The sequence below is a fragment of the Agromyces intestinalis genome (assembly GCF_008365295.1).
GTDB classification, from domain to species: domain Bacteria; phylum Actinomycetota; class Actinomycetes; order Actinomycetales; family Microbacteriaceae; genus Agromyces; species Agromyces intestinalis.
In genome coordinates, this window is sequence record NZ_CP043505.1 from 1,597,176 (window position 1) to 1,620,994 (window position 23,819).

The window sequence follows — 23,819 nt, forward strand, 5'->3', positions numbered from 1 at the left end:
CTCCTGAGAACGGCCCGTTTCGGGCCGATCCTCCTGAAAAGAGAATAGTTAGCGAGACTAATTTGTTAGGCTAATGAGATGACCGAACCGTCTCGGCGCAAGCCGATGGCCGAGCAGAGCACCGAGCTCCGCATCGCGATCATGCGACTCGCCCGCCGGATGCGCCTGCAGCGCGACGCCGAACTCAGCGCCACGCAGTTCTCGGCACTCAGCTGGGTCGTCGCCGAAGGCCCCATGACACCCGGCCGGCTGGCCGAGGTCGAGCAAGTCACCCCGCCCTCGATGAACCGCACCGTGAACTGCCTCGCCGAGGCCGGCCTCGTCACGCGCGAGGGCTCACCCGACGACGGCCGCAAGGTGCTCCTCCGCGCGACCGACCAGGGCACCGCAGTCGTACGCGAGACCCTGCGCCGCCGCGAGACCTGGTTCGCGAAGCGGTTCGCCGCCCTCTCGCCCGACGAGCGCGCCGTGCTCGTCTCCGCCACCGACATCCTCAGGAGGTTCGCCGACCAGTGACCAACATGTTCCGATCGCTCGCGCACGTCGACTACCGCATCTGGTTCGTCGGCGCCCTCGTCTCGAACGTGGGCACCTGGATGCAGTCGACCACCCAGAACTGGGTCGTGCTCACCGAGCTGACCGAGAACGACGCACTGGCCGTCGGCGTCACGATGGCGTTGCAGTTCGCACCGCAACTGCTGCTCGTGCCGATCACCGGGCTCATCGCCGACCGGTTCGATCGGCGCATCATCCTGCTGTGCACCCAGACGGCACTGATGGCGCTCGGCATCGGGCTCGGCCTGCTCCTGCTGCTCGGCCACGCCGAGCTGTGGCACCTCTACCTGTTCGCCGGGCTGCTCGGCATCGTGAACGCGGTCGACACCCCGGCGCGGCAGACGTTCGTCACCGACCTGGTCGCGTCCTCCGACATGTCGAACGCGGTCGCGCTGAACTCGGCGTCGTTCAACGCGGCGCGCATGATCGGACCGGCGGTCGCGGGACTGCTCATCGTGCTGGTCGGCTCGGGCTGGGTGTTCCTCATCAACGCGGCGACGTTCCTCGCGGTCATCGCCGCCCTGGTCGCGCTCATGCGCCGCCCGATGCGCCGCACGCCGCGAGCGCCGCGAGCGCGGGGTGCGTTCGTCGCGGGGTTCAGGTACGTGCTCGGCCGACCCGACCTGCTCGTGGTGTTCGTGATCGTGTTCCTCATCGGCGCGTTCGGCATGAACTTCCCGATCTTCTCGTCGACGATGGCGGTCGAGTTCGGGCGCGGCGCCGGCGAGTACGGCGTGCTCAACTCGATCCTCGCGATCGGCTCGCTGACAGGCGCACTCCTGGCGGCCCGTCGCGACCGCGCGCGCATGCGCGTGGTCATCGTCGCCGCGGGGTTCTTCGGCGTCTCGGCACTGCTGTCGGCGGTGATGCCCACCTACTGGACCTTCGCCGCCTCGACCGTGCTCATCGGGCTGGGCGCGGTGACCCTGCTCACCACCGCCAACGGCTATGTGCAGACCACCACCGAGCCCATGCTGCGCGGGCGGGTGATGGCGCTGTACATGGCGATCCTGTCGGGCGGCACGCCGATCGGCGCCCCGATCGTCGGCGCGGTCGCGAACTCGTGGGGTCCGCGCTGGGGCCTCGGGGTCGCGGCGATCGCGGGCGGCCTCGCAGCGATCGTCGGCATCGGATGGCTCGTGGTCGCGCGCGGCATGCGACTGGCGAGGCATCCGCAGCGCCGCTGGTCGGCTCGCCTGACCTTCGCGGATGCTCCGACCGCCGCCATCGCGGTCGTGCCGACGCGTGCGGTGCCGATCGTGCGCGACGACACCCTCACGCCGCCACCCCCGGGCGACGAGCTCGAGCCCGCGCTCTCGGCCGAGCATCCGACGGCCGCGCAGCGCCCGGCGACGGCCTGAGGCCCCGGTGAGGATGCCTCGTCAGACCCGGCCGGCCAGGCCCGAGCGCCGTTCGCGGAAGTCCTCGCGGTCGAAGTAGGCGGCGGTCGACTGCGCGCTGAGACCGGCGATGCCGCCGACCGCCAGTGCCCCCGTTCGCACACGCGCGCTCTTCACCGCCATCTCGGAGACGGCGAGCGCCCCCGCCGAGCTCTCGGAGATCGCCACGATGCCGTGGTTGCCGAGCAGCACGAGCGACGGCAGCGCGCCGTGCGCGTCGACGTGCCCGCGCAGCCGCTCGAAGAACTCGCGCCCCAGCGCGATGCCGGGTTGCGCGTACGGCACGAACAGCGGCGTGCCGAGCACGACGAGCTCGTCGGAGTAGACGGTCTCGTCGAACGCGTGCTCGGCGTGCACGCTCGCCAGCAGCGACACGACCGCGGTCGGGTGGGTGTGGGCCACGTAGCGCACGGGCGCGAAGTGGCGCACGGCGACGTGCACGAGCGTCTCGATCGATGCACGACGCCGTGCGCCCGCGTGCTCGCCGGCGTCGAGCGCCGCGGTGAGAACGGCCTGGTCGGCATCGTCCGCGAGCATGAGCGAGACCAGTTCGGCGACGTCGACGACGACGAAGTCGTCGGGTCCCGCCGCATCCATCCGCGCACCCGAGGCCTTGACGGCGATGGTGCCGTCCTCGAACGCCTCGGAGGTGTTGCCCTCGGCGAGGATGACGAGGTCGCGCGCCGGGTCGCCGAGGGCCCGCGTGAGTTCGACGAGCTCGGGCGCGACGCGCTCGGGCTCCCAGCGTGCGGTCATCGGAGTCCTCCGTAGCGGCGCTTGGTGAGCGAGTTGAGCAGGGCGGCGAAGACCAGCACCGTGCCGAGCGCGAGCAGCTGGAACTGGGTGCCGTCGTTGCCGGGGAAGGCGAGCAGGATGCCCGCGTTGAGCCAGACGATGAGCAGGGTCGCGAGCACGACGCCGCTCACCCGGCCGACGCCGCCGGTGATGGCGACGCCGCCGAGCACCGCGATGGTGATGGCGGGCAGCGCCATGCCGTTGCCCGACGTGCCGGCGTCGGGGCGGGCCGACGCGAACTGGGCGACGGTGTAGACGGCGACGAGCGCCGAGATGACGCCCGAGAGCACGTAGGCGCTCGCGCGGGTCGACTTCGTGCCGATGCCCGCCCACACCGCGGCCGTGTCGTTCGTGCCGATCGCGTAGATGCGCCGACCCCACGTCGTCTTGTTCAGCAGCAGCCACACGATCACGATCGTGGGGATCAGGAACGTGAACAGGCCGAGCGGGAACAGCGGCAGGTACTGGCCGATGACCGGCAGCTCGATCGCCCGCGCCGCATCGTAGAACTCCTGGATCTGCGGCGAGTTGATCGGTCGCTGACCGCTCACGACCAGCGCGATCGAGCGGTACCGTCGGCGTCGCGTGCGTGGAACGGCTCTGCTTCGATCGACTGGCCCAGCTCGGCGCACCGCTGTCGGGCCGGTTCAGCTCATCCGGCGGCGGCACACACAGCCTGCTCTGGAATCGCGTGCGGGCGAGCCTGCTCGGCCGCGCCCTCGCCCTCCCGGAATCCGCGGAAGCATCGCTCGGCATGGCGCTGCTGGCCGCGTGGGGCCACAGCGGCGCGCAGCGCCCGGCGGGCGGCGAGGCATCCGGCCTGCTCGAGATCGCGCGTCGGATGAGCCGGGTCCGCACGGTCGTCGACCCCGAGCCCGCCCTCGCGGCTCGACTGGAAGAGCACTACGGTCGGTTCCGCGCGCAGCTCGGCGAGATGGGATGGATGCCCCGATGACGACGCTCTTCCTGGTGCGACACGGCCAGACCGAATGGGGTGACGGCCGGTACGCCGGCGACACCGACCTCGCGCTCAGCCCCCTCGGGGTGGCACAGGCCGCCCGGCTCGGGACATGGGCGCGCACGGCCGACCTCGACGCGATCGTCACGTCGCCGCTGGCGCGGGCCGTGGCCACGGCGGACCCCGCCGCGCAGGCCACCGGGATCGCGCCGACCGTCGACCCGCGGCTGCGCGAGGTGTCGTTCGGGCTGGCCGAGGGCCTCACCGCTGCCGAGATGGCCGAGCGCTTCCCCGAGGAGCGGGCCGCGTTCCTCCGGTCGCCGGCGACGACCGCGTTGCCCGGCGGCGAGTCGGGGCGCGCCGCGCTCGAGCGGGCGCTGCCGGCGCTCGGCGAACTGCGCGACGCGCACCCCGACGGGCGGGTGCTGGTCGTGACGCACAACACCGTGATCCGGCTCGTGCTGTGCGCCCTGCTGGGGCTCGACCCCGATCGCTACCGCGAGGTCTTCCCCGCCGTCGGGAACGCCGCGCTGACGACGGTGCGCCCGGCGACCGAGGCCCGACGACCCGCGGCTCTGCTCGGGTACAACGTGCCGCTCTGACACCGCCGGCGGTCGCTGCCGAGCCGATCCGTGCACGGTCCCGGGGAATCATCCGGCGCGCGACGCGCTTGCATCACGCATGGGGAATCCGCCTGCGACCGCCTCGCCGGGCGCCATGATCGACGCGGCGAGCATCGACGCCGTGCTCGAGCGCCTGCGCTGGCGCGTGCTCGACTTCGCCGACTACTCGCTGGTTCCGGGCATGACCCGGGCCGACCCGGGTCGGGGCATCCGGTTCCACTACGTCGCGAGCGGAACCGTGGCGATCAGCTGCGCCGGCGGCGCGATCGAGCTGCGGGCGGGCGACTTCGTGCTGCTCGCGCGCGGCGACGCGACGCTGCGCGCCGACGGCCCGACCCGACTCGTCAGCGGATCGCTGCACCTCGAGCTCGAGAGCGGCGTCGCGCTCGGGCTGATGCCCGCGGTGCTGTTCGCCTGCGGGTTCCGCACGCACGAGCCGGCGTTCGCCTCCCTGCTCGAGACGCTCCACCGCGAGGCCGACGGCGAGCGCGCGGGCCGGGAATCGGTCGCGCGCCGCATCGCCGACCTCGTGGCATCCGCCGCGCTTCGCGTGTGGTTCGAGCGCGGATGCGGCGATCCGAGGGCCTGGCTCATCGGCCTTCGCGACCCGAACCTGGGCCGGGCCATCGACGCGATGCACGCCGACCCTGGCGGGCGCTGGACCGTCGAGGCCCTCGCGCGCCTCGCGCGGGCTTCGCGGTCGCAGTTCGCCGAGCAGTTCCGGCGGTCGGTCGGCGAGACGCCCGCGAGGTATCTCACCCGGCTGCGCATGGAGCGGGCCGAGCGGATGCTCCGGGCCGGCGTCAGCGTGACCGAGGCCGCCGCAGCGCTCGGCTACGACAGCGATGAGGGGTTCAGTCGCGCGTTCCGGCGGCACGCGGGTGCGCCGCCGAGCCTCTGGAGGGCGACCGCCTGACGACCGCGCACGCCGGAACGTCGGACGCCCGGTCCGGCTACCGCCGCCCGGCCAGCATGAGCACGACCCCACCGGCGACCGCCGAGATTCCGCCCGCGATGAGCGCCGCCTGCACGCCGGCCGAGTCGACGATGAGCCCGCCGACGGCGGCGCCGGCCGCGATCGCGATCTGGAATGCCGAGACCACGAGCCCGCCGGCGCTCTCGAGCCGGTCGGGCGCGACGCGCGCGATCCACGCCTGCACGGTCGTCGGCACCGCCCCGAACCCCACGCCCCACACGAAGACGCTCACCGCGACGAGCCAGAGGCCCGAGCCGCTGAGGGCCAGCGTCGCGGTGCCGACGCCGATCGCGAACGGCACGGCGAACAGCAGCACCCCGAGTCGACGGTCGGCGATCGGACCGGCGACGAGGTTGCCGATGAAGCTCGCCACCCCGAACACCACGAGCAGGCCCGCCAGCAGGGCCGGCGACATCCCGACGATCGACTCGAACGCGGGCCGCAGGTAGGTGAATCCCATGAAGTGGCCGCCCGCGAGCAGCACGATCGCGAGCACGCCGAGCGCCACGACGGGGCGAACCGCGGTCTGCAGCAGCGAACGCACGCCGGGGGCTCCGGTCGGCGTCACCGACGGGAGGGTCACCGCCTGGAAGATGAGCGCCACGACCGCGGCCGCCGCGGCGAGCAGGAACACCGCACGCCATCCGAGCACCTCGCCGAGGTAGGCGCCGGCCGGCACTGCGGCGATGGTCGCAAGCGTCATGCCGGTGTTGACGATGGTCATCGCCCGACCGATCCGGTCGGCGGGCACGAGCTGCGCGGTGACCGCGAGCGAGAGCGCCCAGGTGCCCGAGATCGCGAGGCCGAGCAGCAGGCGCGCCGCGAGCATGCCGCCGAACGACGGCACGACGGCGACGAGCACGTTCGACAGCACGGCGAGCGCGGTGAGTCCCATCACCACGAGGCGGCGGTCGACGCGCGGCACGACGGCGACCACGAGCGGCCCGCCGACGATGCCGGCGAGACTCGTCGCGGTGACGAGTTGGCCCGCGGCGCCCTCGGTGAGTCCGAGGTCGGCGGCGATCGGCGAGAGCAGGCTCGCCGGAAGGAACTCGCTCGCGACCATCGTGAAGATCGCGAGGCCGATCGACACGACGCCCGCCCACGCCGCGCGGGTGCGCTCGGGCGGGGCGCCGAGTGCGCCGTCGACGGGTGACGTGGTGGCGGTCGCGATCGGCGCCGCGGGCACGGAGGACGTGTTCGTCATGCTGCTCCTTCAGGTCTCCCCTGGGGCAACGCGACGTCGGGCGGCGTCGATCCGACCGCGCGTCGGTATCATCCGACCGATCCGCCGGAACCGGAGGTCGGGCGGGCGCGGATGCCTCGCGCTCGGCGATCAGGCACGGATGCGTCGGGCCCGGCGTTCAGGCGAACACGGATGCCTCGGGCTCGGCCGCGACCCGCCCGCGGGCGAGCTCGGTGTCGCGCATGCCCATCGCCGAGACGCCGACGCCGTAGGTGACGAAGTCGCCGCGAGGGCGCACCGCGAAGCCGGTGATGCTCTGCGCCTCCTCGTCGGTGAACTCGAGCCCGTGCAGCAGCACGTTCGCGACGTCGGGTGCGAGGTCGGCGACCGGAACGGGCTCGGCGACGCCCGAGAAGGTGATCGTGGCGGCGGGGATGCGGATCCAGGGCAGGAACCACACCCGCTTCGAACCATCCGCGCCCAGGTCGCCCAGCTGCCCTGACCCGCAGGCGCCGCCCAGACGCTACAGCCCTGCCCTGCACGTACGGTGGGGAACACATTCGACGATGCGGAGGACGTTCTGCGGGAGAGGTGTTCCCCATCCTCGAATGTGTTCCCGTCAGTCGGGATGAACAGACCCCGGGGGGGGGCGTCACGCCAGCGCGGCGTCGAGCTCGGCCTCGAGCCGGACCACGTCCTCAGCGCGGCACAGCTCGGCGGGCGGGCGCATGGCCGTCGCGCTGCCGGCGGCGAGCGCGGTGCGGAACGCGCGCTCGATCGGCACGCCCTGCGCGAGCCGCAGCACCATCGCGGCGAGGAACGCGTCGCCCGCGCCGACCGCGCTGTGCACCGTGATCTGCGGCGCCGGCAGTCGCACCACCGCGTCGGCGGTCACGAGCACCGCGCCGCGCCCGCCCAGCGTGAGGGCGACCGCCTCGCTACGAGCGGATGTCACGAGCTCCTGTGCTGCGGCGACCTGCTGGTCGGGCGCGAGCTCGCCCTCGTGCCCGACGAGTTCGCCGAGCTCGCGCAGGCTGGGCTTGATGAGGAACACGCCCTCGTCGAGCGCCGCCTCCAGCGCCGGCCCCGAGGCATCCACCACGCAGCGCACCTCGTGCTCGCGGCAGATCCGCGACACCTGGGCGTAGAAGTCGTCGGGAACCCCGGGCGGCAGGCTGCCGCTCGCGATGAGGTAGCCGCCGACCGGCAGCGAGTCGCCGACGGTCGACAGGCAGGCACGCCACTCGGGTTCGCGAAGCGGCGGACCCTGCAGCACGAACCGGTACTCCTCGCCGGTCGAGGTCTCGACGATCGTCACGCACTCCCGCGTGCTGCCGCCGATGCGCACGACCTGACCCGCGATGCCCTCGGCCTCGAGCAGCTCGCGATAGGCGTGCCCCGTCGGTCCGCCGAGGGGGTAGACGCCGACCGACCATCCGCCGAGCGCGTTGATCGTGCGGGTCGCGTTCACTCCTCCGCCGCCCGGCGAGAGCTTGGTGGGCCCGCATCGCAGCTTGTGCTCGGGCTCGACCCGTTCGGTCGTCGATGCCACGTCGAGCGCCGGGTTCATCGTGAGCGTGAGGATCGGGGACTGGGTCGCGACCATGTTCCCGAGCTTAGGCACGCGCCGGGGCTGCGGACAGGTCGCGGCGCGGCAGGATGGGAACATGCCTCGCCTCCTCGTGACCCTGCCCGGTGCGACCCTGCGTGACGCGGTGCTCGCGCTGGGTCCGCTGCCCGAGGGCGTCGAGCTCGTGCTCTGGGATCTCGACTCCCCCGCACCCGCCGACGCCATCGACCTCGTCGTGCCGCCGTACATGGGCGCCTCGCCGAAACTCGCGGCGCTGCAGGGCGTGCGCACCCGGCTCGTGCAGTCGCAGTCGATCGGGTACGACGACGTGCCCGAGCACCTCCCGCCCGGGCAGGTGTTCGCGAACGCCGCGAGCGTGCACGAGACCTCGACCGCCGAGCTCACCCTCGCGCTCGTGCTGGCGGCGCAGCGCGGCATCCCGGGGTTCGTGCGCGCCGCCGAGCAGGGGCGCTGGGCTCCGATCCGCGCCGCGAGCCTCGCCGACCGCCGCGTGCTGCTGGTCGGCTACGGCGGCGTGGGCCGGGCGATCGAGGCGCGGCTCGAACCGTTCGAGGTCGAGGTCACGCGCGTCGCGAGCCGCGCTCGCGACGACGAGCACGGCCGCATCCACGGCATCGACGAACTGCCGTCGCTGCTGCCCGAGGCCGAGATCGTGATCGTCGGGGTTCCGCTGACGGATGCCACGACCGGGCTCGTCGACGCGGAGTTCCTCGCCGCCCTGCCCGACGGGGCGCTCGTGGTGAACATCGCTCGCGGCAGGGTGGCCGACACCGACGCGATCCTCGCCGAGGCCGCGAGCGGCCGGCTGCGCTTCGCCCTCGATGTCACCGACCCCGAGCCGCTGCCCGAGCACCACCCGCTGTTCGGACTGCCGAACGTGCTCATCTCGCCGCACGTCGGGGGCGCCTCGACCGCGATGATGCCGCGGATGGCCCGGCTCGTGCGCCGTCAGATCGATCGGTTGCTCGCCGGCGAGCAGCCGCTCAACGTGGTGCTCGAGAGCTGAGCGCGGCCGGCGGTCGAGGCGGCGGCCGCCTGCGACATCCGACCGTCTTCGTCCGTTCACCCCGGGCAGGCCGCCCGTTCACCGCTCGCTCGTACGCTCCCGAATGACCCGGGAGCACCCCATCGCGCCGCCTGGTGCGACCTCCTCGGGCCACCCCACCCGAGAGAGGACCTCCTGTGCACGCCACCCGCACACGCACGCTCGCCGCGGTCGCCCTGCTGGGCGCCGCCGCGCTCGCACTCAGCGGCTGCGCATCCGCCGACGCCTCGTCCGACGACGCCGGCGGCGTCGACGCGGCCACCGCGACCAGCGTCGCCGACTTCGGCACGTTCGCCGACCTCGAGGCCGCCGCGAAGTCCGAAGGCGCGCTGAACGTCATCGCGCTGCCGCGCGACTGGGCCAACTACGGCGAGATCATCGACGCGTTCACGGCCCGGTACCCCGAGATCACGGTCAACGAGATCACGCCCGATGCCTCGAGCGCCGAGGAGATCGAGGCCGCCAAGACCAACGCGGGCCTCGACACGGCGCCCGACGTCTTCGATCTCGGCCTCACCGTCACGCTGCAGAACACCGACCAGTTCGCGCCGTACCAGGTTCAGACATGGGACGACATCCCCGACGACCTCAAGGAGCCGAGCGGCCTCTACGTCGGCGACTACGGCGGGTTCATGTCGGTCGGCTACGACTCGTCGAAGTACCCGGCGCCGAAGACGCTCGACGACCTGCTCGGGGCCGACTACACGGGCGCCGTCGCGATCAACGGCGACCCCACGCAGGCCGGTGCGGCCTTCGCCGCGGTCGGCCTCGCGACGGTGCAGTCGGGCGGCACGCTCGACGACTTCCAGCCGGGCATCGATTTCTTCGGCGAGCTGCAGCAGGCGGGCAACCTGCTGAAGGTGGATGTCACGACCGCCACGGTCGCGTCGGGCGAGACGCCCGTCGTGTTCGACTGGGACTACCTGAACGCGAGCCACGTCGCCGACAACCCGAACTGGAAGGTCGTGGTGTTCCCGGGCACCGGGTACGCCGGGTACTACAACCAGGCGATCAACGTCGATGCCCCGCACCCCGCCGCCGCGCGTCTCTGGCAGGAGTTCCTCTACAGCGACGACGCGCAGAACCTGTGGCTGAAGGGCGGCGCGCGCCCGGTGCGCGCCGAGGCGATGGCAGCCGCGGGCACCATCGACGAGAAGCTCTGGAACGCGCTGCCCGCCGTGCCCGATGACATCGCCATTCCCACGCAGGACCAGAGCACCGCTGCCGGCGAATTGCTCGGCCAGAAGTGGGCGGCTGCGGTTCAGTAATGACCGCCATCGCTCCCGCGGTCAGCGGCGGGACGGATGCCACGCCGGCTCCGTCCCGCCGCGGCGCGGCCTCCGTCTCGACACCTGCGGCGCTGGGCCTCGTGCCCTTCGCCGCGTACGTGCTGGTCTTCCTCGCGCTGCCGACGCTGCTCGCCGTCGTCAGCGGGTTCTTCGACGACGACGGCGCCTTCACACTCGACAACCTCATCGCGCTCGGCGACCCCGTGATCGTGCAGACCTTCGTCAACTCGATCTGGCTGTCGGCGCTCACCGCCGTCGCCGGCGCGATCATCGGCGCACTCGCCTGCTACGCGCTACTGGGCCTGCCGTCGACGAGCCGGGTGCGCTCGACCGTCGACGCCGTCGCGGGGGTGCTGGCGCAGTTCGGTGGAGTGATGCTCGCGTTCGCGTTCATCGCGACGATCGGGCTGCAGGGCATGATCACGCTCTGGCTGCAGAACGTGTTCGGCGTCGACATCTTCGCCGAGGGGGCGTGGGTCTACAGCCTGCCCGGGCTGATCCTGCCGTACATCTACTTCCAGGTGCCGCTCATGGTGATCACGTTCATGCCCGCGGTGTCGGCGCTGAAACCGCAGTGGGCCGAGGCGAACCTGACGCTCGGCGGGTCGCGCACCGGGTTCTGGCTGCGCATCGGCATGCCCGTGCTCGCACCGAGTTTCCTGGCGAGCCTGCTGCTGCTGTTCGCGAACGCGTTCTCGTCGTACGCGACGGCGGCCGCGCTCGCGAGCCAGGGGTCGCAGATCGTGCCGCTGCAGATCCGCGCGGCGCTGACCAGCGAGAAAACCATCCTGGGGCGCTCGAACCTGGCGGGTACGCTCGCGCTCGGCATGATCGTGATCATGGCCGTCGTGATGTGGCTGTACTCGCTCGTGCAGCGGCGGGCGGCCCGGTGGCAGCGGTGAGCCGGGCGGCGGCGAGCACCGGCTTCGCGCCGGGCCGCACCGCCCGCTGGATCATCGGCATCCTGATCGCGGGCGTCTTCTCGATTCCGATCATCGCGATGATCGAGTTCACGCTGCGCGACCGCGACGGCGGCCACTCGTTCGTGCACTGGACCGGCCTGTTCGACCCCGCCAACGCCCCGAAGTACCAGCCGATCTGGCAGGGCCTGACGAACTCGCTGATCCTCGCGGTCGTCACGATCGCGATCGTGCTGCTGCTGCTCGCACCCACGATGATCCTCGTAACCCTGCGGTTCCCGCGCCTCAGCCGGCCGCTCGAGTTCATCGCGCTGCTGCCGATCTCGATCCCCGCGATCGTGCTCGTCGTCGGGCTCGCGCCCGTGTACCTCGTCATCGGCCGCACCTTCGGCACCGGCATCTGGTCGCTCGCGTTCGCGTACGGCATCACCGTGCTCCCGTACGCGTACCGAGCCATCCAGGCCTCGATCGATGCGACCGACGTGCGCACCCTCGCCGAGGCCGCCCGCTCGCTCGGCGCGAGCTGGAGCGACGTGCTGTTCCGGGTGCTCGCGCCGAACCTGCGCGCGGGGCTGCTCGCGGCATCCCTCATCTCGGTCGCGGTGGTGCTCGGCGAATACACCATCGCGTCGCTGCTCGCCCGCCAGAACCTCCAGACCGCGCTCGTCGTCGTCGGCAAGCAGGACGCCTACGTCGCCGTCGTCTTCTCGCTGCTCGCGCTCGCGTTCGCGTTCGCCCTGCTGCTCGTCATCGGACGCGCGAGCACCCCCACCGCCCGAAAGGCCCGTTCATGACCGTCACCCGCGAATCGGCCGCCTCGGCCGTCATCCCCACCGAGCGCAACCTGGTGCTCGCCGGCCGCGGCGAAGGCGTCGCCGTCGCGTTCGACCGGGTCGTGAAGGACTACGGCTCGGGCCCGGTGCTGCACGACTTCACGCTCGAGATCGAGGCCGGCGAGTTCGTCTCGCTGCTCGGGCCGTCGGGCTGCGGCAAGACGACGGCGCTGCGCGTGCTCGCCGGACTCGAGACCTCGACCGACGGGGTGGTGCGCATCGGCGGCGAGGATGTCTCGCGGGTGCCGACCAACCGGCGCGACCTCGGGATGGTGTTCCAGTCGTACTCGCTGTTCCCGCACCTCACGGTGCTCGGCAACACCCTCTTCGGGCTGCGGATGCGCCGGGTTGCGAAGGCCAACGCGCGAGCGCGAGCGCTCGACGCGCTCGAACTCGTCGGGCTCGGGCACCTCGCCGACCGGTACCCGCACCAGCTGTCGGGCGGGCAGCAGCAGCGGGTCGCGCTCGCCCGCGCCATCGTCACCGAGCCGCGCGTGCTGCTGCTCGACGAGCCGCTGTCGGCGCTCGACGCGAAGGTGCGGGTGCAGCTCCGCGACGAGATTCGCCGGATCCAGCTGCGACTCGGCATCACGACCGTCTTCGTCACGCACGACCAGGAGGAGGCCCTGGCCGTCTCCGACCGCATTGCCGTGATGGACCGCGGCGGCATCGAGCAGGTCGGCACCCCCGAAGAGCTCTACCTGCGGCCCGCCTCGCCGATCGTGGCCGCCTTCGTGGGGCTCAGCTCGCTCGTGCCGGCGACGATCAGCGGCGGGTTCGCCGAACTCTTCGGCACCCGCGTCCCCGTGCTCGGCGACGCGCCCGACGGCTCGGCCGAGGTGTTCGTGCGCCCCGAGAACGTGCGGCTCGCCGGCGACGACGGCATCGCGGCGACCGTGCAGGAGAGCACGTTCCTCGGCAGCTTCCGCCGCACGCTGGTCACGACCGCCGACGGCACCGCGCTGCGCCTGCAGCACGACGCCGACGAGCGGCTCGAGTTCGGTGACCGGGTGCACGTCGCCCTGGCGCCCGCACCCGTGGCGGTGCGCAGCACCGACCCATCCGCCCCCTGACCAAGCGCTTTTCTCAGGAGATCCGGTGACGGATCTCGGGCCGCGACGGCGTGTCCTCCTGAGAAACGGCGCGAAACGCGGGGCGACTCCTGAAAAAAGCATCGGCCGACGGCCGACGGGACGAGCGGCGGCAGGCGGCGGGTGGGCGGGTGGGCGGCGGCAGCGGGTAGGCGGGTCAGGCGGATGCCGCGGCGAGCGCCGCGAGCTCGTCGTCGGTGAGCACGAGGTCGATCGAGGCGAGCAGGTCGCCGAGCTGGCCCACGCTGCGCGCGCTCGCGATCGGCGCGACCACGGTCGGCTGCTGCCGCAGCCAGGCGAGCGAGACGGACGCCACGGCCGCCCCGTGCGCCGCGGCCACCGCGTCGAGCGCCGCGAGCACCCGCAGGCCGCGCTCGTCGACGTACGCGCCGGCCGCCCGCGCCCGCACGCTCGCGCCCTCGGCCGCGACCTGCTCGGCCGACCGGTACTTGCCCGAGAGGAACCCCTTCGCGAGCGAGAAGTACGGGAACACCGCGAGCCCCTCGCGCTCGGCCCGCTCGCGCAGCCCGTGCTCGAACCCGCGCTCGACGAGGTTGTAATGCGGCTGCAGCGCGACCGCGCGGTGGAACCCGCCCTCCTCGGTCACGCGGAACCACTCGTCGATGCGCTCGGGCGTGTAGTTCGAGATGCCGATCGCACGCACCTTGCCGGCGTCGACGAGCGCCGAGAGCGCGCCGATCGTCTCCTCCAGCGGAACCGACTCGTCGTCGAAGTGCGCGTAGTAGAGGTCGATCACGTCGGTGCCGAGGCGCTGCAGCGAGGCATCCGCCGCGGCCGCGATGTTCGCCGCCGCGAGACCCGTGAACGACGGGTGCGTACTGACCTTGGTGGCGATGACGAGCCGGTCGCGCGCGCCGCGCGCGGCGATCCACTCGCCGATGAGTCGCTCGCTCTCGCCGCCCGAGTGACCCTGCACCCAGTGCGAGTACCCGTCGGCGGTGTCGACGAAGTCGCCGCCGCCCGCGGTGAACGCGTCGAGCACGGCGAAGGTCGCGTCGCGGTCGGTCGTCCAGCCGAACACGTTCGTGCCCAGTGCGAGCGGGGCGATCTCGAGGTCGGATGCCCCGATACGAGCGCGGTCGGCGGTCTGGGCGGGCTCGGTCATGGGGGGCTCCTTCTACGAGTGCGGCGACCTTCGACGCTACCCCCGCCGAGCGCGACGATCTCCGCTGTGGCGAACGGTGACAGAAGCAAGCGGCAGGAGCAGGCGCACTCAGCGCAGCACGGCGGCGACCTGCCAGGCGCCGCGCCGCACGGCCCGCTCGAGGCCGTAGGCGCGCGAGTCGAAGTCCTTCGCCTGCACCGAAACCGACACCGCTCCGACGAGCCGGCCCGCGGCGTTGCGCACCGGGGCGGCGATGCACGCGAGCTTCGGCAGGTACTCCTCGATCTCGACCGCGAGCTGCTGCGCCCGCACTTCGTCGAGCTGCTCACGCAGCTTCGCGGCATCCGTCACGCTCTGATGGGTGAGCGCCCGCGCACCGTGCCTCGCCAGATAGCGCGAGAGCTGCGCCTCGTCTTTCGAGGCGAGCATCAGCTTGCCGAAGGCGGTCACATGGGATGCCTCGCTGAAGCCCACGTGCAGTTGGGTGATCTGCGGATGCTGCGGCGAGTCCTCGATGTGCGCGACCGCGATGTCGTCGCCGCGGAAGACGGTGAGGTAGGCAGGCGCATGCGCGTCGTCGTGCACCGTGCGCAGTGCCGCCCGCACCGGCGGGGTCACGACGAGCTGCGCTTGCACCGATCGGCCGAGCCGATCGACCGCGCGGCCCAGGATGTACCGGTGCTCGTCGGGCTGGCGGCCGATGTAGTCGGCGGCGTGCAGGGTCTGCAGCAGCCGGTACGTCGTCGCCTGCCCGAGCCCCAGGCGCTCGGCCACCTCGGCGGCGGTCAGGCCCGACGGCGAGTCCCCGATCGCGTCGAGCACGCGCAGCACACGCGACACCGACTGGAGGCCGGTGTCCGCGCTGCCCTGCGACGTCATGCCGCCGAGTCTAGGCATCTCGTGCGGCCGTGTCCGCACCCGTTTCGCACATCGTGCGAATCGGGGTCGCGGAGGTCGCGGCATCCGATCGAACCTGACTCCCGACCATCCCCCGGAGTACATGGAGGTACCCCCGATGTCCAAGATCCTCATCATCACCGGCGACGCGGCCGAGACGCTCGAGGTCTTCTACCCGTACCACCGCCTGCAGGAGGCCGGGTACGAGGTGCACCTCGGCGCACCGGCCAAGCGCAAGCTGCAGTTCGTCGTGCACGACTTCGTCGACGGATTCGACACCTACACCGAGAAGCTCGGCCACACGTGGGACGCCGACATCGCGCTCGCCGACGTCGACCCGGCCGACTACGTCGCCATCGTGGTGCCCGGCGGCCGCGCCCCCGAGTACCTGCGCAACAACGAGGACGCCAAGCGCATCGTCCGCTACTTCGCCGCACAGGACGCGCCGATCGCCGCGACCTGCCACGGCCCGCTGCTGCTGGGCGCCGCGGGCGTGCTCGAGGGCCGCACCTCGAGTGCATACCCCGAGCTCGCGATCGACGTCGAGACGGCCGGCGGCGTCTTCGAGAACGGCGGCGGAGTCGTCGACGGGGCGCTCGTCACCGCCCGCGCCTGGCCCGACAACGGCACCTGGATGAAGGCGTTCCTCGAGGTGCTCGCCGCCCACGAGGCATCCGCCGCCGAAGCCGCCTGACCGCGACCGGCAGCGCGGGCGGTCAGCGCCGCCCGCGCTGCTGCGACGCCGGTCCGTAGATGATGACGCCCGCGATCGGCACGAGCAGGAAGAACAGCCACGACCACGCCCAACCGCCCCACGCGAACCCGGCGATGAAGAACAGGCCGAGGGCGAGGAACGGCACGAACGCCATGATCGTCGCGCCCCACCCGCCGCCGAGGGCGCGGCTGGAGCCCCAGTTGTCGTCGGCCGGCCCCGACCCGGCGCGGCCTCCGCCCGCGCTGACCGAGCGCGGCAGGTCGGAGAACAGCGGTGCGAGGTCGCCCCAGGTGATCGCGCTGCGGGCGGAGGCCACGCGTTCCTCGAACTCGACCGGGCTCAGCCGCCCCTCCTCCCGTGCCTGGGTGAGCGCGCCGACTGCGGCGTCTCGGTCGGCGTTGCCGATGCGTTCGGACGGGCGGACGGGATTCGCGAAATCGACCATTCCCCCAGCATGCTCGGCGACCGCCCGCTACGGAAGGCCCGCCGACCAGCGGGTAGGCTCGGAGGATGGCAAGCGCAGAACCCCGGGTCGCGCTCTACTTCGACTTCGACAACATCGTCATCTCCAGATACGACCAGCTTCACGGCGACGGCGCGTACCGCAAGGACACCTCCCGCTCCAAGACGCCCTCGGCGGGCACCAAGACCGCCGAACGGCTCGTCGAGGCGACCGTCGACGTCGACGCGGTACTCGACTTCGCGGCGACGTTCGGCACCATCGCGCTCGCTCGCGCATACGCCGACTGGTCGACACCGGTCAACGCGAGCTACCGCGGGCAGCTCATCGACCGCGCGGTCGACCTGGTGCAGCTGTTCCCGCTGTCAGCCACCAAGAACGGCGCCGACATCCGGCTCGCGGTCGACGCGGTGGAAGACCTGTTCCGTCTCGACGATCTCACGCACATCGTGATCGTCGCCGGCGACAGCGACTACGTCGCCCTCGCGCAGAAGGCCAAACGCCTCGGGCGCTACGTCGTGGGCATCGGCGTCGCTGGCGGCACGAGCCGGGCGCTCACCGCCTCGTGCGACGAATACGCCGACTACGACGCGCTGCTCACGACGGATGCCTCGGTCGACGATGACGAAACGGATGCTCCGCCGGCCGCGCAGGCGGCGCCCGCCACGCCGCCCGCGAAGTCATCGCGAGGTCGCGGGCGCCGGGCGACGTCCGAGACGGTGAAGCCCGAGGCATCCGATACCTCCGAGGCATCCGACGCGTCCGCGCAGGCCGACGCGCCCGAACCGCCCAAGGCCGCCGGTCTCGCGGTCGCGTTCCAGCCACCGGTCGCGGCCGGCGAGTCGAACCCGCCGTCGCGCAACCCCGGCCGGCTGCTGCTGAAGGCGCTCGAGCTGCTGCGCGCGAAGAACGACGAGGAGTGGCAGCCGTCGGGCTCGGTGAAGAACCAGATGCTGCGTATGGATCCGTCGTTCCAGGAGCGCCGGCTCGGGTTCGCGTCGTTCACCGAGTTCCTCAAGTCGCGCGGCGGCGTCGTCGAGCTCGACGAACAGGCGAACCGCATCCGGCTCCGCCCGAAGAAGCCCTGACCCCGGCGCGCGCGCCCGCGTGCGCCCGCCACTTCTCCCGTTTGGACGCGATTCGGCGCCGGCACCCCGACCCACCCGCCGAAACTCGTCCAAACGGCGATGACCGAGGCCGAGGCCGCCGGGCGCGCGAGCGGAGCGCGGGCGCGTCAGATCACGCCGAGAGCGAGCATCGCATCGGCCACCCGCAGGAAGCCCGCGATGTTCGCACCGAGCACGTAGTCGCCGGGTGCGCCGTACTCGTCGGCGGTCTCGGCGCAGCGCTCGTGGATGCCCTGCATGATCTCGGCGAGGCGCGCGTCGGTGTACTCGGCGCCCCACGAGTCGCGCGACGCGTTCTGCTGCATCTCGAGCGCCGAGGTCGCGACACCGCCCGCGTTCGCGGCCTTGCCCGGGCCGAACAGCACGCCCGCCTGGCGGAACAGCGCGGTCGCCGCCGGCGTCGTGGGCATGTTCGCGCCCTCGGCGACGGCGACGACGCCCGCGTCGATGAGCAGCTTCGCGTCGGCATCGTCGAGCTCGTTCTGGGTGGCCGACGGCAGCGCGACCGAGACCCGGTGCTCGCGGGCGATCTGCCACACGCGCTCGCCCGGCAGGAACGTCGCACCGGGGCGCTCGGCGACGTACTGGTCGATGCGGGCGCGGCGCTGCTCTTTGACGTCGCGCAGCAGCTCGACGTCGATGCCGGCGGGGTCGTAGACCGAGCCCGACGAGTCGGAGGCGCCGACGACCTTGCCGCCGAGCGCGTGCACCTTCTCGATCGAGTAGATCGCCACGTTGCCCGACCCCGAGACGAGCACGTCGAGCCCGTCGAACGACATGCCGCGGGTTTCGAGCATGTGCTGGGTGAAGTAGACCGCGCCGTAGCCGGTGGCCTCGGTGCGCATGAGCGAGCCGCCCCAGGTGATGCCCTTGCCCGTGAGCACGCCCGACTCGTAGCGGTTGGTGATGCGCTTGTACTGGCCGAAGAGGTAGCCGATCTCGCGGCGGCCCACGCCGATGTCGCCGGCGGGCACGTCGGTGTACTCGCCGATGTGGCGGTGCAGTTCGGTCATGAACGACTGGCAGAACCGCATGACCTCGGCGTCGCTCTTGCCCTTCGGGTCGAAGTCGCTGCCGCCCTTGCCGCCGCCGATGGGCATGCCGGTGAGGGCGTTCTTGAAGATCTGCTCGAAGCCGAGGAACTTCACGGTGCCGAGCAGCACGCTCGGGTGGAACCGCAGCCCGCCCTTGTACGGGCCGAGCGCCGAGTTGAACTGCACGCGGAACCCACGGTTGATCTGCACGCGCCCGCGGTCGTCGACCCACGGCACGCGGAAGATGATCTGTCGCTCGGGCTCGCAGACGCGCTCGAGGATGGATGCCTCGACGTACTCGGGGTGCTTGTCGAGCACGCGGTCGAGCGATTCGAAGACCTCGCCCACCGCCTGGTGGAACTCGGTTTCGCCCGGGTTGCGGACGAGGACGCTCTGGAAGATGTCGGCGATGGTGCCGTTCTCGGCCATGGTGAAACTCCAACGGCGGATTGAGGGATTCCGCACGCCGAGGGAGTCGGCGGAGGCGGCTGGGAACTCCGCGCCGGGGTGGTGCGCGGGGGTGCGCCGAACGGGCGCGGGGACTTGGTCTTGCCAATAGCTGGGGACTTCGTCGACCCGTCGCCGCATTCACCCTAACCCATGTGAACTCGGTGTTTCCTGTGGTCTGACCACTTCGATACCCCGTGCTACTGTGGTCTGACCACATCCGCACCGCCGAGGGGGCACGATGGCGCGCACCGCCGCATACGAACGGCCCTCGGCGACGCCGCGCGCGTGGCAGGCCGTGCTCGAGCACATCGAGGCGCAATTGCTCTCGGGCGAGCTCGCTGCCGGCGACCGGCTGCCCGGCGAACGCCAGCTCTCGACCGACCTCGGCGTCGGCCGATCGAGCGTGCGCGAGGCGCTGCGCGTGCTCGAGGCGATGGGGCTCGTGCGCACCGCCACCGGGTCAGGCCCCACCGCCGGCGCCATCATCGTCGCCACCCCCGCCGGCGCGATGGGCGCGCTCATGCGGCTGCAGGTCGCCGCCCGCGGGTTCCCGGTCGCCGACATCGTGCGCACACGGCTCGTGCTCGAGGCATCCGTCGTGGAAGAGCTCGCCGGGGCCGACCCCGTGCCCTCCCTCGCCGAACTGACCCGTCTGCTCGATGCGATGGACGCACGCGACCTCGCCCCCGACGACTTCCTCGCGCTCGACGCCGCGTTCCACCTGGGACTCGCCGAGGCATCCGGCAACCAGGTGATCGCCGCCACCATGGCCGGCCTGCGCAGTGGCATCGAAGGGTACGCGCGAGCCGGCGTCGCCCGGCTCGCCGACTGGGGCGCGACCTCGGCGCGGCTGCGACACGAGCATCGGGGCGTGCTCGAGGCGATCCGCGCATCGGATGCCACGCTGGCGCGCACCCTCATCCGCGACCACATCGCCGGCTACTACGCCGAGACGCTGGCCGAGACATCCGCTCCCCCGACCGCCCGGCCGGCCGCTCCGATCCCCGCTCCCCCCGTTTCGAAGGAGATCCGCTCATGGTGAAGCGCCAGTTCCCGAACCCGCGCGACGTGTTCGAACTCATGCAGTTCAAACGCCCCACCTGGAACGCCACCGATCGCCGCCTGGCCCAGGCGCTCACGATCGCCGACCTGCGCACGATCGCGAAGCGCCGCACCCCGAAGGCCGCGTTCGACTACACCGAGGGCGCCGCCGAGGGCGAACTGTCGCTCGCGCGTGCTCGCCAGGCGTTCGAGGACGTCGAGTTCCACCCGTCGATCCTGCGGAGCGTGCCCGTGGTCGACACGTCCACGACGGTGCTCGACGGGCCCAGCGCGCTGCCGTTCGGCATCGCGCCCACCGGGTTCACGCGCCTCATGCAGACCGAGGGCGAGATCGCCGGGGCCGGCGCAGCGGGTGCGGCAGGCATCCCGTTCACGCTGTCGACCCTCGGCACCACCTCCATCGAGAATGTGAAGGCCGCGAACCCGACCGGGCGCAACTGGTTCCAGCTCTACGTCATGCGCCGGCGCGAGATCTCGTACGATCTCGTGCGCCGCGCCGAGGCCGCCGGGTTCGACACGATCTTCTTCACCGTCGACACGCCCGTCGCCGGCGCGCGGCTGCGCGACAAGCGCAACGGGTTCTCGATCCCGCCGCAGCTCACGCCCGCGACCGTCATCAACGCGATCCCGCGGCCCGAATGGTGGATCAACTTCCTCACCACCCCCAAGCTCGAATTCGCGTCGCTGTCCTCCACCGGCGGCACCGTCGGCGAACTGCTCGACGCCGCCATGGACCCGACCATCTCGTTCGACGACCTCGACATCATCCGCTCGATGTGGAACGGCAAGATCGTCGTCAAGGGCGTGCAGACCATCGCCGACGCCCGCGCCCTCGCCGACCGCGGCGTCGACGGCATCGTGCTCTCGAACCACGGCGGCCGCCAGCTCGACCGGGCGCCGATCCCGTTCCACCTGCTGCCCGACGTGGCGCGCGAGGTCGGGCGCGACCTCACCGTCATGATCGACACCGGCATCATGAACGGCGCCGACATCGTGGCATCCATCGCGCTCGGAGCCGACTTCACCCTCATCGGCCGCGCCTACCTCTACGGCCTCATGGCCGGCGGGCGCCGCGGCGTCGACCGCACCATCGAGATCCTGCGCGGAGAGATCGAGCGCACCATGAAGCTGCTCGAGGTCGCGACCCTCGACGAGCTCGGCCCCCAGCACGTCACGCAGCTCACCCGCCTGCAGCCCATTCGTCGCGAAGTGGCGGATGCCGCGGAGCGCGCCGCGGCGACCCCGAAGCCGCGCGGCTCGCGGGCGGGTGCGTCTTCTGCTTCCGCTTCCGCGAAGCCGGCGGCGGCCAAAGCGGTGGCGGCGGCCAAACCGGCGGCGGCCAAGCCGGCGGCGCGCAGGGCGACCCCGAAGGCCTGAGGCGGGCGAGCGGCATCTGCCGCCTCGGCCGGCCGCCAGCGCTCCGCTCGCGAAAACAGGATGAGCCGAGACATCCCGCCCCACCAGACCCCATAGACCACCTCATCCTGTTTTCGCACCGGCGCGGGCGCGCCTCAGGCGACCGGGCTGGGCGCACCCGCTCCTGCACCATCCGCACCTGCGGCGGGCGGGTCGATCACGGTGCGGCGCAGCACGATCCGCTGGCCGAGGGTCCAGGTGATCGTGACGGCGAGGTAGAGCCCCGCGGCGAGCGGCACGAACGGCACGATCACCGCGGTCAGGAACGGCAGCACCGCCGCGACGCGGGTCAGCGCCGCCAGGCCGGGAGCCGAGCCGGCGGCGGCGGTCGGCGCAGGTGTCACCGCGGCACCGGCTCGTGCCATCCGCCGGGTGAGTTCGCCGACGACCAGCGCGATCGCGACCAGCGCGACCGTCACTGCGACGAGCGCAGGCGTGAGGGTTCCGCCGGCGACCGCGCCCGCGAACGACGAGCCGAGCGGCACGCCGAACATGGTGTGCGCGAGCATCGCGTTCGCGTGCCCGTTGATCGTCGGCAGGATGAACAGCGCGTAGACCACCGAGATCACGGGCGCCTGCACGAGCGTCGGCAGGCATCCGGCGAGCGGTGAGACCTTCTCGCGCGCATAGAGGTCCATCATGGCCCGCTGCAGCTTCTCGGGGTTCTTCGCGTGGCGCCGCTGCAGTTCGGCGAGTTTGGGCGCGAGGCGCATCCTGGCGCGTTCGGCGCGCGCCTGCGAGATCGCGGTCGGGATGAGGGCGGCGCGCACCGCGAGCGTGAGCACGACCACCGCGAGCGCGGCGCTGCCCGCTCCGGCGAGGGGTTCGAGCGTGCTTGCGAGCCAGGCGAGCACGGCGTAGGCGCCGTCGATGACGGCGGCGATGGGCGGGAATGCGTAGAGGTTCATGGTGTCCTGACGGTCGAAGGGATGCGGGTCCGTTCGGCCGCGGGCGGCGGGGGTGGTCGGGTCGCTGCGATGCCCCGAGCGGATGCCCCGGGCGGATGCCCCGGGCGGCGAGCGCAGGGACGCGCACCGGGCGCACAGCACTACGCAGCGATCGGATGCCCCGCCGCAGTGTCGCCCGTCTCAGCGGACGACAGCGCGGCCGGTCAGGCGGCGGTCGGGGCTCGCGGGCGGGTGCGCCCCGGTGCGTCGGGGTCGCTCTGCGAGAGCAGGCGCGAGACGTCGACGGTCTGCCCGCGGTGCACGGAGGCCGCGGGGTCGGGCTCGGCAGGCACGAGCACGCGCAGCGCGACGAACGCGACGGCTGCGACACCGAGCGCGCCGACGATGAGCAGCACCATCGCGGGGCTGCCGGTCGCGGCGGTGGCGGCGACCGCGTCGCCCGCAGAAACGACGCCCTGCGCCACGGCAGCGACCAGCTGCAGGAAGGCGGCGAGGACGACCGTGGACATGCCGGGGAGTCTACCCGCGTGATCTGACGGCACGCTGCACACGCTTGCCCGACTTCGCGATGGAGCGGTCGAGCTCTACGTCGGTGGGCGCGACAGTCGTCTGGGCGAGGACATGCGCGGCGACGAAGTCCGACATCTTGCGCACCTGCTCGACGCGCTTGCGGCGTCGCTTCACGGTGCGTTCGTGGGCCTTGACCCGGGCTCTCGCCTCATGGGTCGCGGCGGCGAGCGGTCGCCCGCCGCCGTAGAGTTCGGGCCGGACCGGCAGGGTGCGCCCACCAGGTCCGACGCGAATCGCCTGGCGTTCGAGCAGTGCGGCGGCGTGGGCGGCGTCCCGGGCCGCGCCCCGCGGGTCGTGCCTGCGCACTCTTCGAGCCGCCCGGCGCGTGCGACGGGCGTCGGCGATCGCCGCTTCGAGGCGCGTGCGCTGCGCGCGGTCGGTGAGCACCTTCGCCAGACCGCGGGCCTCGTGCTCGGTGCGCTTCGCGGCGCGGATGGCGTCGCGTGCGGCGCGGTCGTCACGGCGCGCGAGGTCTCGCGCGAAGCCTCCGATTCTCGCGGTCATGGCTCCGGTCTACGCCCGCCGTGCCTGCGTGGCAAGGGGTTGCGCCGGTACCGAGGGGTTGCGCCGGTACCGAGGGCTTGCGCCGGTATACGGATGCCTCCCTCGCGGATCAGCCGGCCCGCCCCACGCGCGGGCACGCGTTCGGGTCCCGGCGCGGCGGGCACGCGTCCGGGTCCCGGCGCGACGCACCCGATCGGCTCGAGGTTGCCCTCCGTGAACGGCCCCGAACGAACGCGTCCCCCGAACGGGGTACGTGACCGGATGCCCCGTGCACCCCATGCTTGGCCC

General features: G+C 72.3%; 25 protein-coding genes and 1 pseudogene. 14 read left to right on the top strand and 12 right to left on the bottom strand.

The annotated features are described in order from the left end of the window. Positions 1–78: 78 nt before the first annotated feature. Together FLP10_RS07330 and FLP10_RS07335 are read left to right on the top strand one after the other, a co-directional pair. Entirely contained in the window at positions 79–516 is a 438-nt protein-coding gene (locus tag FLP10_RS07330; RefSeq protein ID WP_246150265.1) for a MarR family winged helix-turn-helix transcriptional regulator, read from the top strand. 5 nt (positions 517–521) lie between these two features. Next, positions 522–1,916 carry an MFS transporter gene (locus FLP10_RS07335; RefSeq protein ID WP_149162143.1) on the top strand — a complete coding sequence of 465 codons (1,395 nt, stop codon included), beginning with the start codon at positions 522–524 and terminating at the stop codon, positions 1,914–1,916. A 21-nt stretch (positions 1,917–1,937) separates the two neighbouring features. On the opposite strand, the gene FLP10_RS07340 is transcribed toward FLP10_RS07335, so the two are convergent. Next, complete coding sequence (locus tag FLP10_RS07340; RefSeq protein WP_149160271.1) at positions 1,938–2,711, bottom strand: class II aldolase/adducin family protein; 774 nt, start codon at positions 2,709–2,711, stop codon at positions 1,938–1,940. Continuing rightward, positions 2,708–3,301 carry an ABC transporter permease gene (locus tag FLP10_RS07345; protein ID WP_210418499.1) on the bottom strand — a complete coding sequence of 198 codons (594 nt, stop codon included), beginning with the start codon at positions 3,299–3,301 and terminating at the stop codon, positions 2,708–2,710. Before FLP10_RS07345 ends, FLP10_RS07340 begins: the two co-directional genes overlap by 4 nt. 35 nt (positions 3,302–3,336) lie before the next feature. On the opposite strand from FLP10_RS07345, the pseudogene FLP10_RS07350 reads away from it, so the two are divergent. The 3 genes and pseudogenes from FLP10_RS07350 to FLP10_RS07360 all read left to right on the top strand — a co-directional run. Continuing rightward, positions 3,337–3,705, top strand: a pseudogene (locus FLP10_RS07350) (FGGY-family carbohydrate kinase); the annotation flags it as partial. Continuing rightward, positions 3,702–4,310: a histidine phosphatase family protein gene (locus FLP10_RS07355; protein WP_149160274.1), complete on the top strand. Its 609-nt coding sequence runs from the start codon at positions 3,702–3,704 to the stop codon at positions 4,308–4,310. The pseudogene FLP10_RS07350 and the gene FLP10_RS07355, both read left to right, overlap by 4 nt. Positions 4,311–4,389: 79 nt before the next feature. Then, on the top strand, positions 4,390–5,247 hold the full coding sequence (locus tag FLP10_RS07360; RefSeq protein ID WP_149160275.1) for a helix-turn-helix domain-containing protein: 858 nt from the start codon (positions 4,390–4,392) through the stop codon (positions 5,245–5,247). A gap of 37 nt (positions 5,248–5,284) precedes the next feature. Here FLP10_RS07360 and FLP10_RS07365 read toward each other — a convergent pair whose 3' ends face one another. The 3 genes from FLP10_RS07365 to FLP10_RS07375 form a co-directional block, all read right to left on the bottom strand. Next, the gene (locus tag FLP10_RS07365; RefSeq protein ID WP_149160276.1) at positions 5,285–6,514 is read right to left on the bottom strand and encodes an MFS transporter; all 1,230 of its coding nucleotides are present in this window, start codon (positions 6,512–6,514) and stop codon (positions 5,285–5,287) included. Positions 6,515–6,671: 157 nt separating this feature from the next. Beyond that, a complete protein-coding gene (locus FLP10_RS07370) occupies positions 6,672–6,953 on the bottom strand; it encodes a hypothetical protein (RefSeq protein ID WP_149160277.1) in 282 nt (93 codons plus the stop codon). A gap of 192 nt (positions 6,954–7,145) precedes the next feature. Continuing rightward, on the bottom strand, positions 7,146–8,099 hold the full coding sequence (locus FLP10_RS07375) for a 1-phosphofructokinase family hexose kinase (protein WP_149160278.1): 954 nt from the start codon (positions 8,097–8,099) through the stop codon (positions 7,146–7,148). Between the two features lie 61 nt (positions 8,100–8,160). Here FLP10_RS07375 and FLP10_RS07380 point away from each other — a divergent pair, with 61 nt between their 5' ends. The 5 genes from FLP10_RS07380 to FLP10_RS07400 all read left to right on the top strand — a co-directional run bounded on the left by FLP10_RS07380 (position 8,161) and on the right by FLP10_RS07400 (position 13,244). Continuing rightward, positions 8,161–9,090, top strand: coding sequence for a 2-hydroxyacid dehydrogenase (locus tag FLP10_RS07380; protein ID WP_149160279.1), 930 nt, complete (start codon positions 8,161–8,163; stop codon positions 9,088–9,090). A 176-nt stretch (positions 9,091–9,266) separates the two neighbouring features. Beyond that, the gene (locus tag FLP10_RS07385) at positions 9,267–10,397 is read left to right on the top strand and encodes an ABC transporter substrate-binding protein (RefSeq protein ID WP_149160280.1); all 1,131 of its coding nucleotides are present in this window, start codon (positions 9,267–9,269) and stop codon (positions 10,395–10,397) included. Then, positions 10,397–11,320 carry an ABC transporter permease gene (locus FLP10_RS07390; RefSeq protein WP_149160281.1) on the top strand — a complete coding sequence of 308 codons (924 nt, stop codon included), beginning with the start codon at positions 10,397–10,399 and terminating at the stop codon, positions 11,318–11,320. The genes FLP10_RS07385 and FLP10_RS07390 overlap by 1 nt, the downstream gene beginning before the upstream one ends. Continuing rightward, entirely contained in the window at positions 11,308–12,132 is an 825-nt protein-coding gene (locus FLP10_RS07395; protein WP_246150273.1) for an ABC transporter permease, read from the top strand. The genes FLP10_RS07390 and FLP10_RS07395 overlap by 13 nt, the downstream gene beginning before the upstream one ends. Next, on the top strand, positions 12,129–13,244 hold the full coding sequence (locus FLP10_RS07400) for an ABC transporter ATP-binding protein (RefSeq protein ID WP_149160282.1): 1,116 nt from the start codon (positions 12,129–12,131) through the stop codon (positions 13,242–13,244). Before FLP10_RS07395 ends, FLP10_RS07400 begins: the two co-directional genes overlap by 4 nt. A gap of 175 nt (positions 13,245–13,419) precedes the next feature. Here FLP10_RS07400 and FLP10_RS07405 read toward each other — a convergent pair whose 3' ends face one another. Further along, positions 13,420–14,388, bottom strand: a complete 969-nt coding sequence (locus tag FLP10_RS07405; protein WP_149160283.1) for an aldo/keto reductase — start codon at positions 14,386–14,388, stop codon at positions 13,420–13,422. A 108-nt stretch (positions 14,389–14,496) separates the two neighbouring features. Then, on the bottom strand, positions 14,497–15,267 hold the full coding sequence (locus tag FLP10_RS07410) for an IclR family transcriptional regulator (protein ID WP_168209131.1): 771 nt from the start codon (positions 15,265–15,267) through the stop codon (positions 14,497–14,499). Between the two features lie 136 nt (positions 15,268–15,403). Here FLP10_RS07410 and FLP10_RS07415 point away from each other — a divergent pair, with 136 nt between their 5' ends. Further along, positions 15,404–15,979 (top strand): DJ-1/PfpI family protein, encoded by a 576-nt coding sequence (locus tag FLP10_RS07415; RefSeq protein ID WP_149160285.1) that lies wholly within the window; start codon positions 15,404–15,406, stop codon positions 15,977–15,979. A gap of 22 nt (positions 15,980–16,001) precedes the next feature. Here FLP10_RS07415 and FLP10_RS07420 read toward each other — a convergent pair whose 3' ends face one another. Further along, positions 16,002–16,445, bottom strand: a complete 444-nt coding sequence (locus tag FLP10_RS07420) for a DUF1707 SHOCT-like domain-containing protein (RefSeq protein WP_149160286.1) — start codon at positions 16,443–16,445, stop codon at positions 16,002–16,004. A 65-nt stretch (positions 16,446–16,510) separates the two neighbouring features. Here FLP10_RS07420 and FLP10_RS07425 point away from each other — a divergent pair, with 65 nt between their 5' ends. Continuing rightward, a complete protein-coding gene (locus FLP10_RS07425) occupies positions 16,511–17,548 on the top strand; it encodes an NYN domain-containing protein (RefSeq protein WP_149160287.1) in 1,038 nt (345 codons plus the stop codon). A gap of 146 nt (positions 17,549–17,694) precedes the next feature. On the opposite strand, the gene gdhA is transcribed toward FLP10_RS07425, so the two are convergent. Continuing rightward, on the bottom strand, positions 17,695–19,050 hold the full coding sequence (gdhA, locus tag FLP10_RS07430; protein ID WP_149160288.1) for an NADP-specific glutamate dehydrogenase: 1,356 nt from the start codon (positions 19,048–19,050) through the stop codon (positions 17,695–17,697). 259 nt (positions 19,051–19,309) lie between these two features. On the opposite strand from gdhA, the gene FLP10_RS07435 reads away from it, so the two are divergent. Together FLP10_RS07435 and FLP10_RS07440 are read left to right on the top strand one after the other, a co-directional pair. Next, positions 19,310–20,113, top strand: coding sequence for a FadR/GntR family transcriptional regulator (locus FLP10_RS07435; RefSeq protein WP_149160289.1), 804 nt, complete (start codon positions 19,310–19,312; stop codon positions 20,111–20,113). Beyond that, on the top strand, positions 20,107–21,510 hold the full coding sequence (locus tag FLP10_RS07440) for an alpha-hydroxy acid oxidase (protein ID WP_149160290.1): 1,404 nt from the start codon (positions 20,107–20,109) through the stop codon (positions 21,508–21,510). Before FLP10_RS07435 ends, FLP10_RS07440 begins: the two co-directional genes overlap by 7 nt. Positions 21,511–21,644: 134 nt before the next feature. Here the strand turns inward: FLP10_RS07440 and FLP10_RS07445 are convergent, their stop codons facing one another. From FLP10_RS07445 to FLP10_RS07455, 3 genes are all read right to left on the bottom strand, one after another. Continuing rightward, positions 21,645–22,457: a YidC/Oxa1 family membrane protein insertase gene (locus FLP10_RS07445; protein WP_149160291.1), complete on the bottom strand. Its 813-nt coding sequence runs from the start codon at positions 22,455–22,457 to the stop codon at positions 21,645–21,647. A 203-nt stretch (positions 22,458–22,660) separates the two neighbouring features. Beyond that, on the bottom strand, positions 22,661–22,966 hold the full coding sequence (locus FLP10_RS07450) for a DUF6412 domain-containing protein (protein WP_149160292.1): 306 nt from the start codon (positions 22,964–22,966) through the stop codon (positions 22,661–22,663). A 10-nt stretch (positions 22,967–22,976) separates the two neighbouring features. Continuing rightward, positions 22,977–23,531: a hypothetical protein gene (locus tag FLP10_RS07455; RefSeq protein WP_149160293.1), complete on the bottom strand. Its 555-nt coding sequence runs from the start codon at positions 23,529–23,531 to the stop codon at positions 22,977–22,979. Positions 23,532–23,819 lie beyond the last annotated feature (288 nt).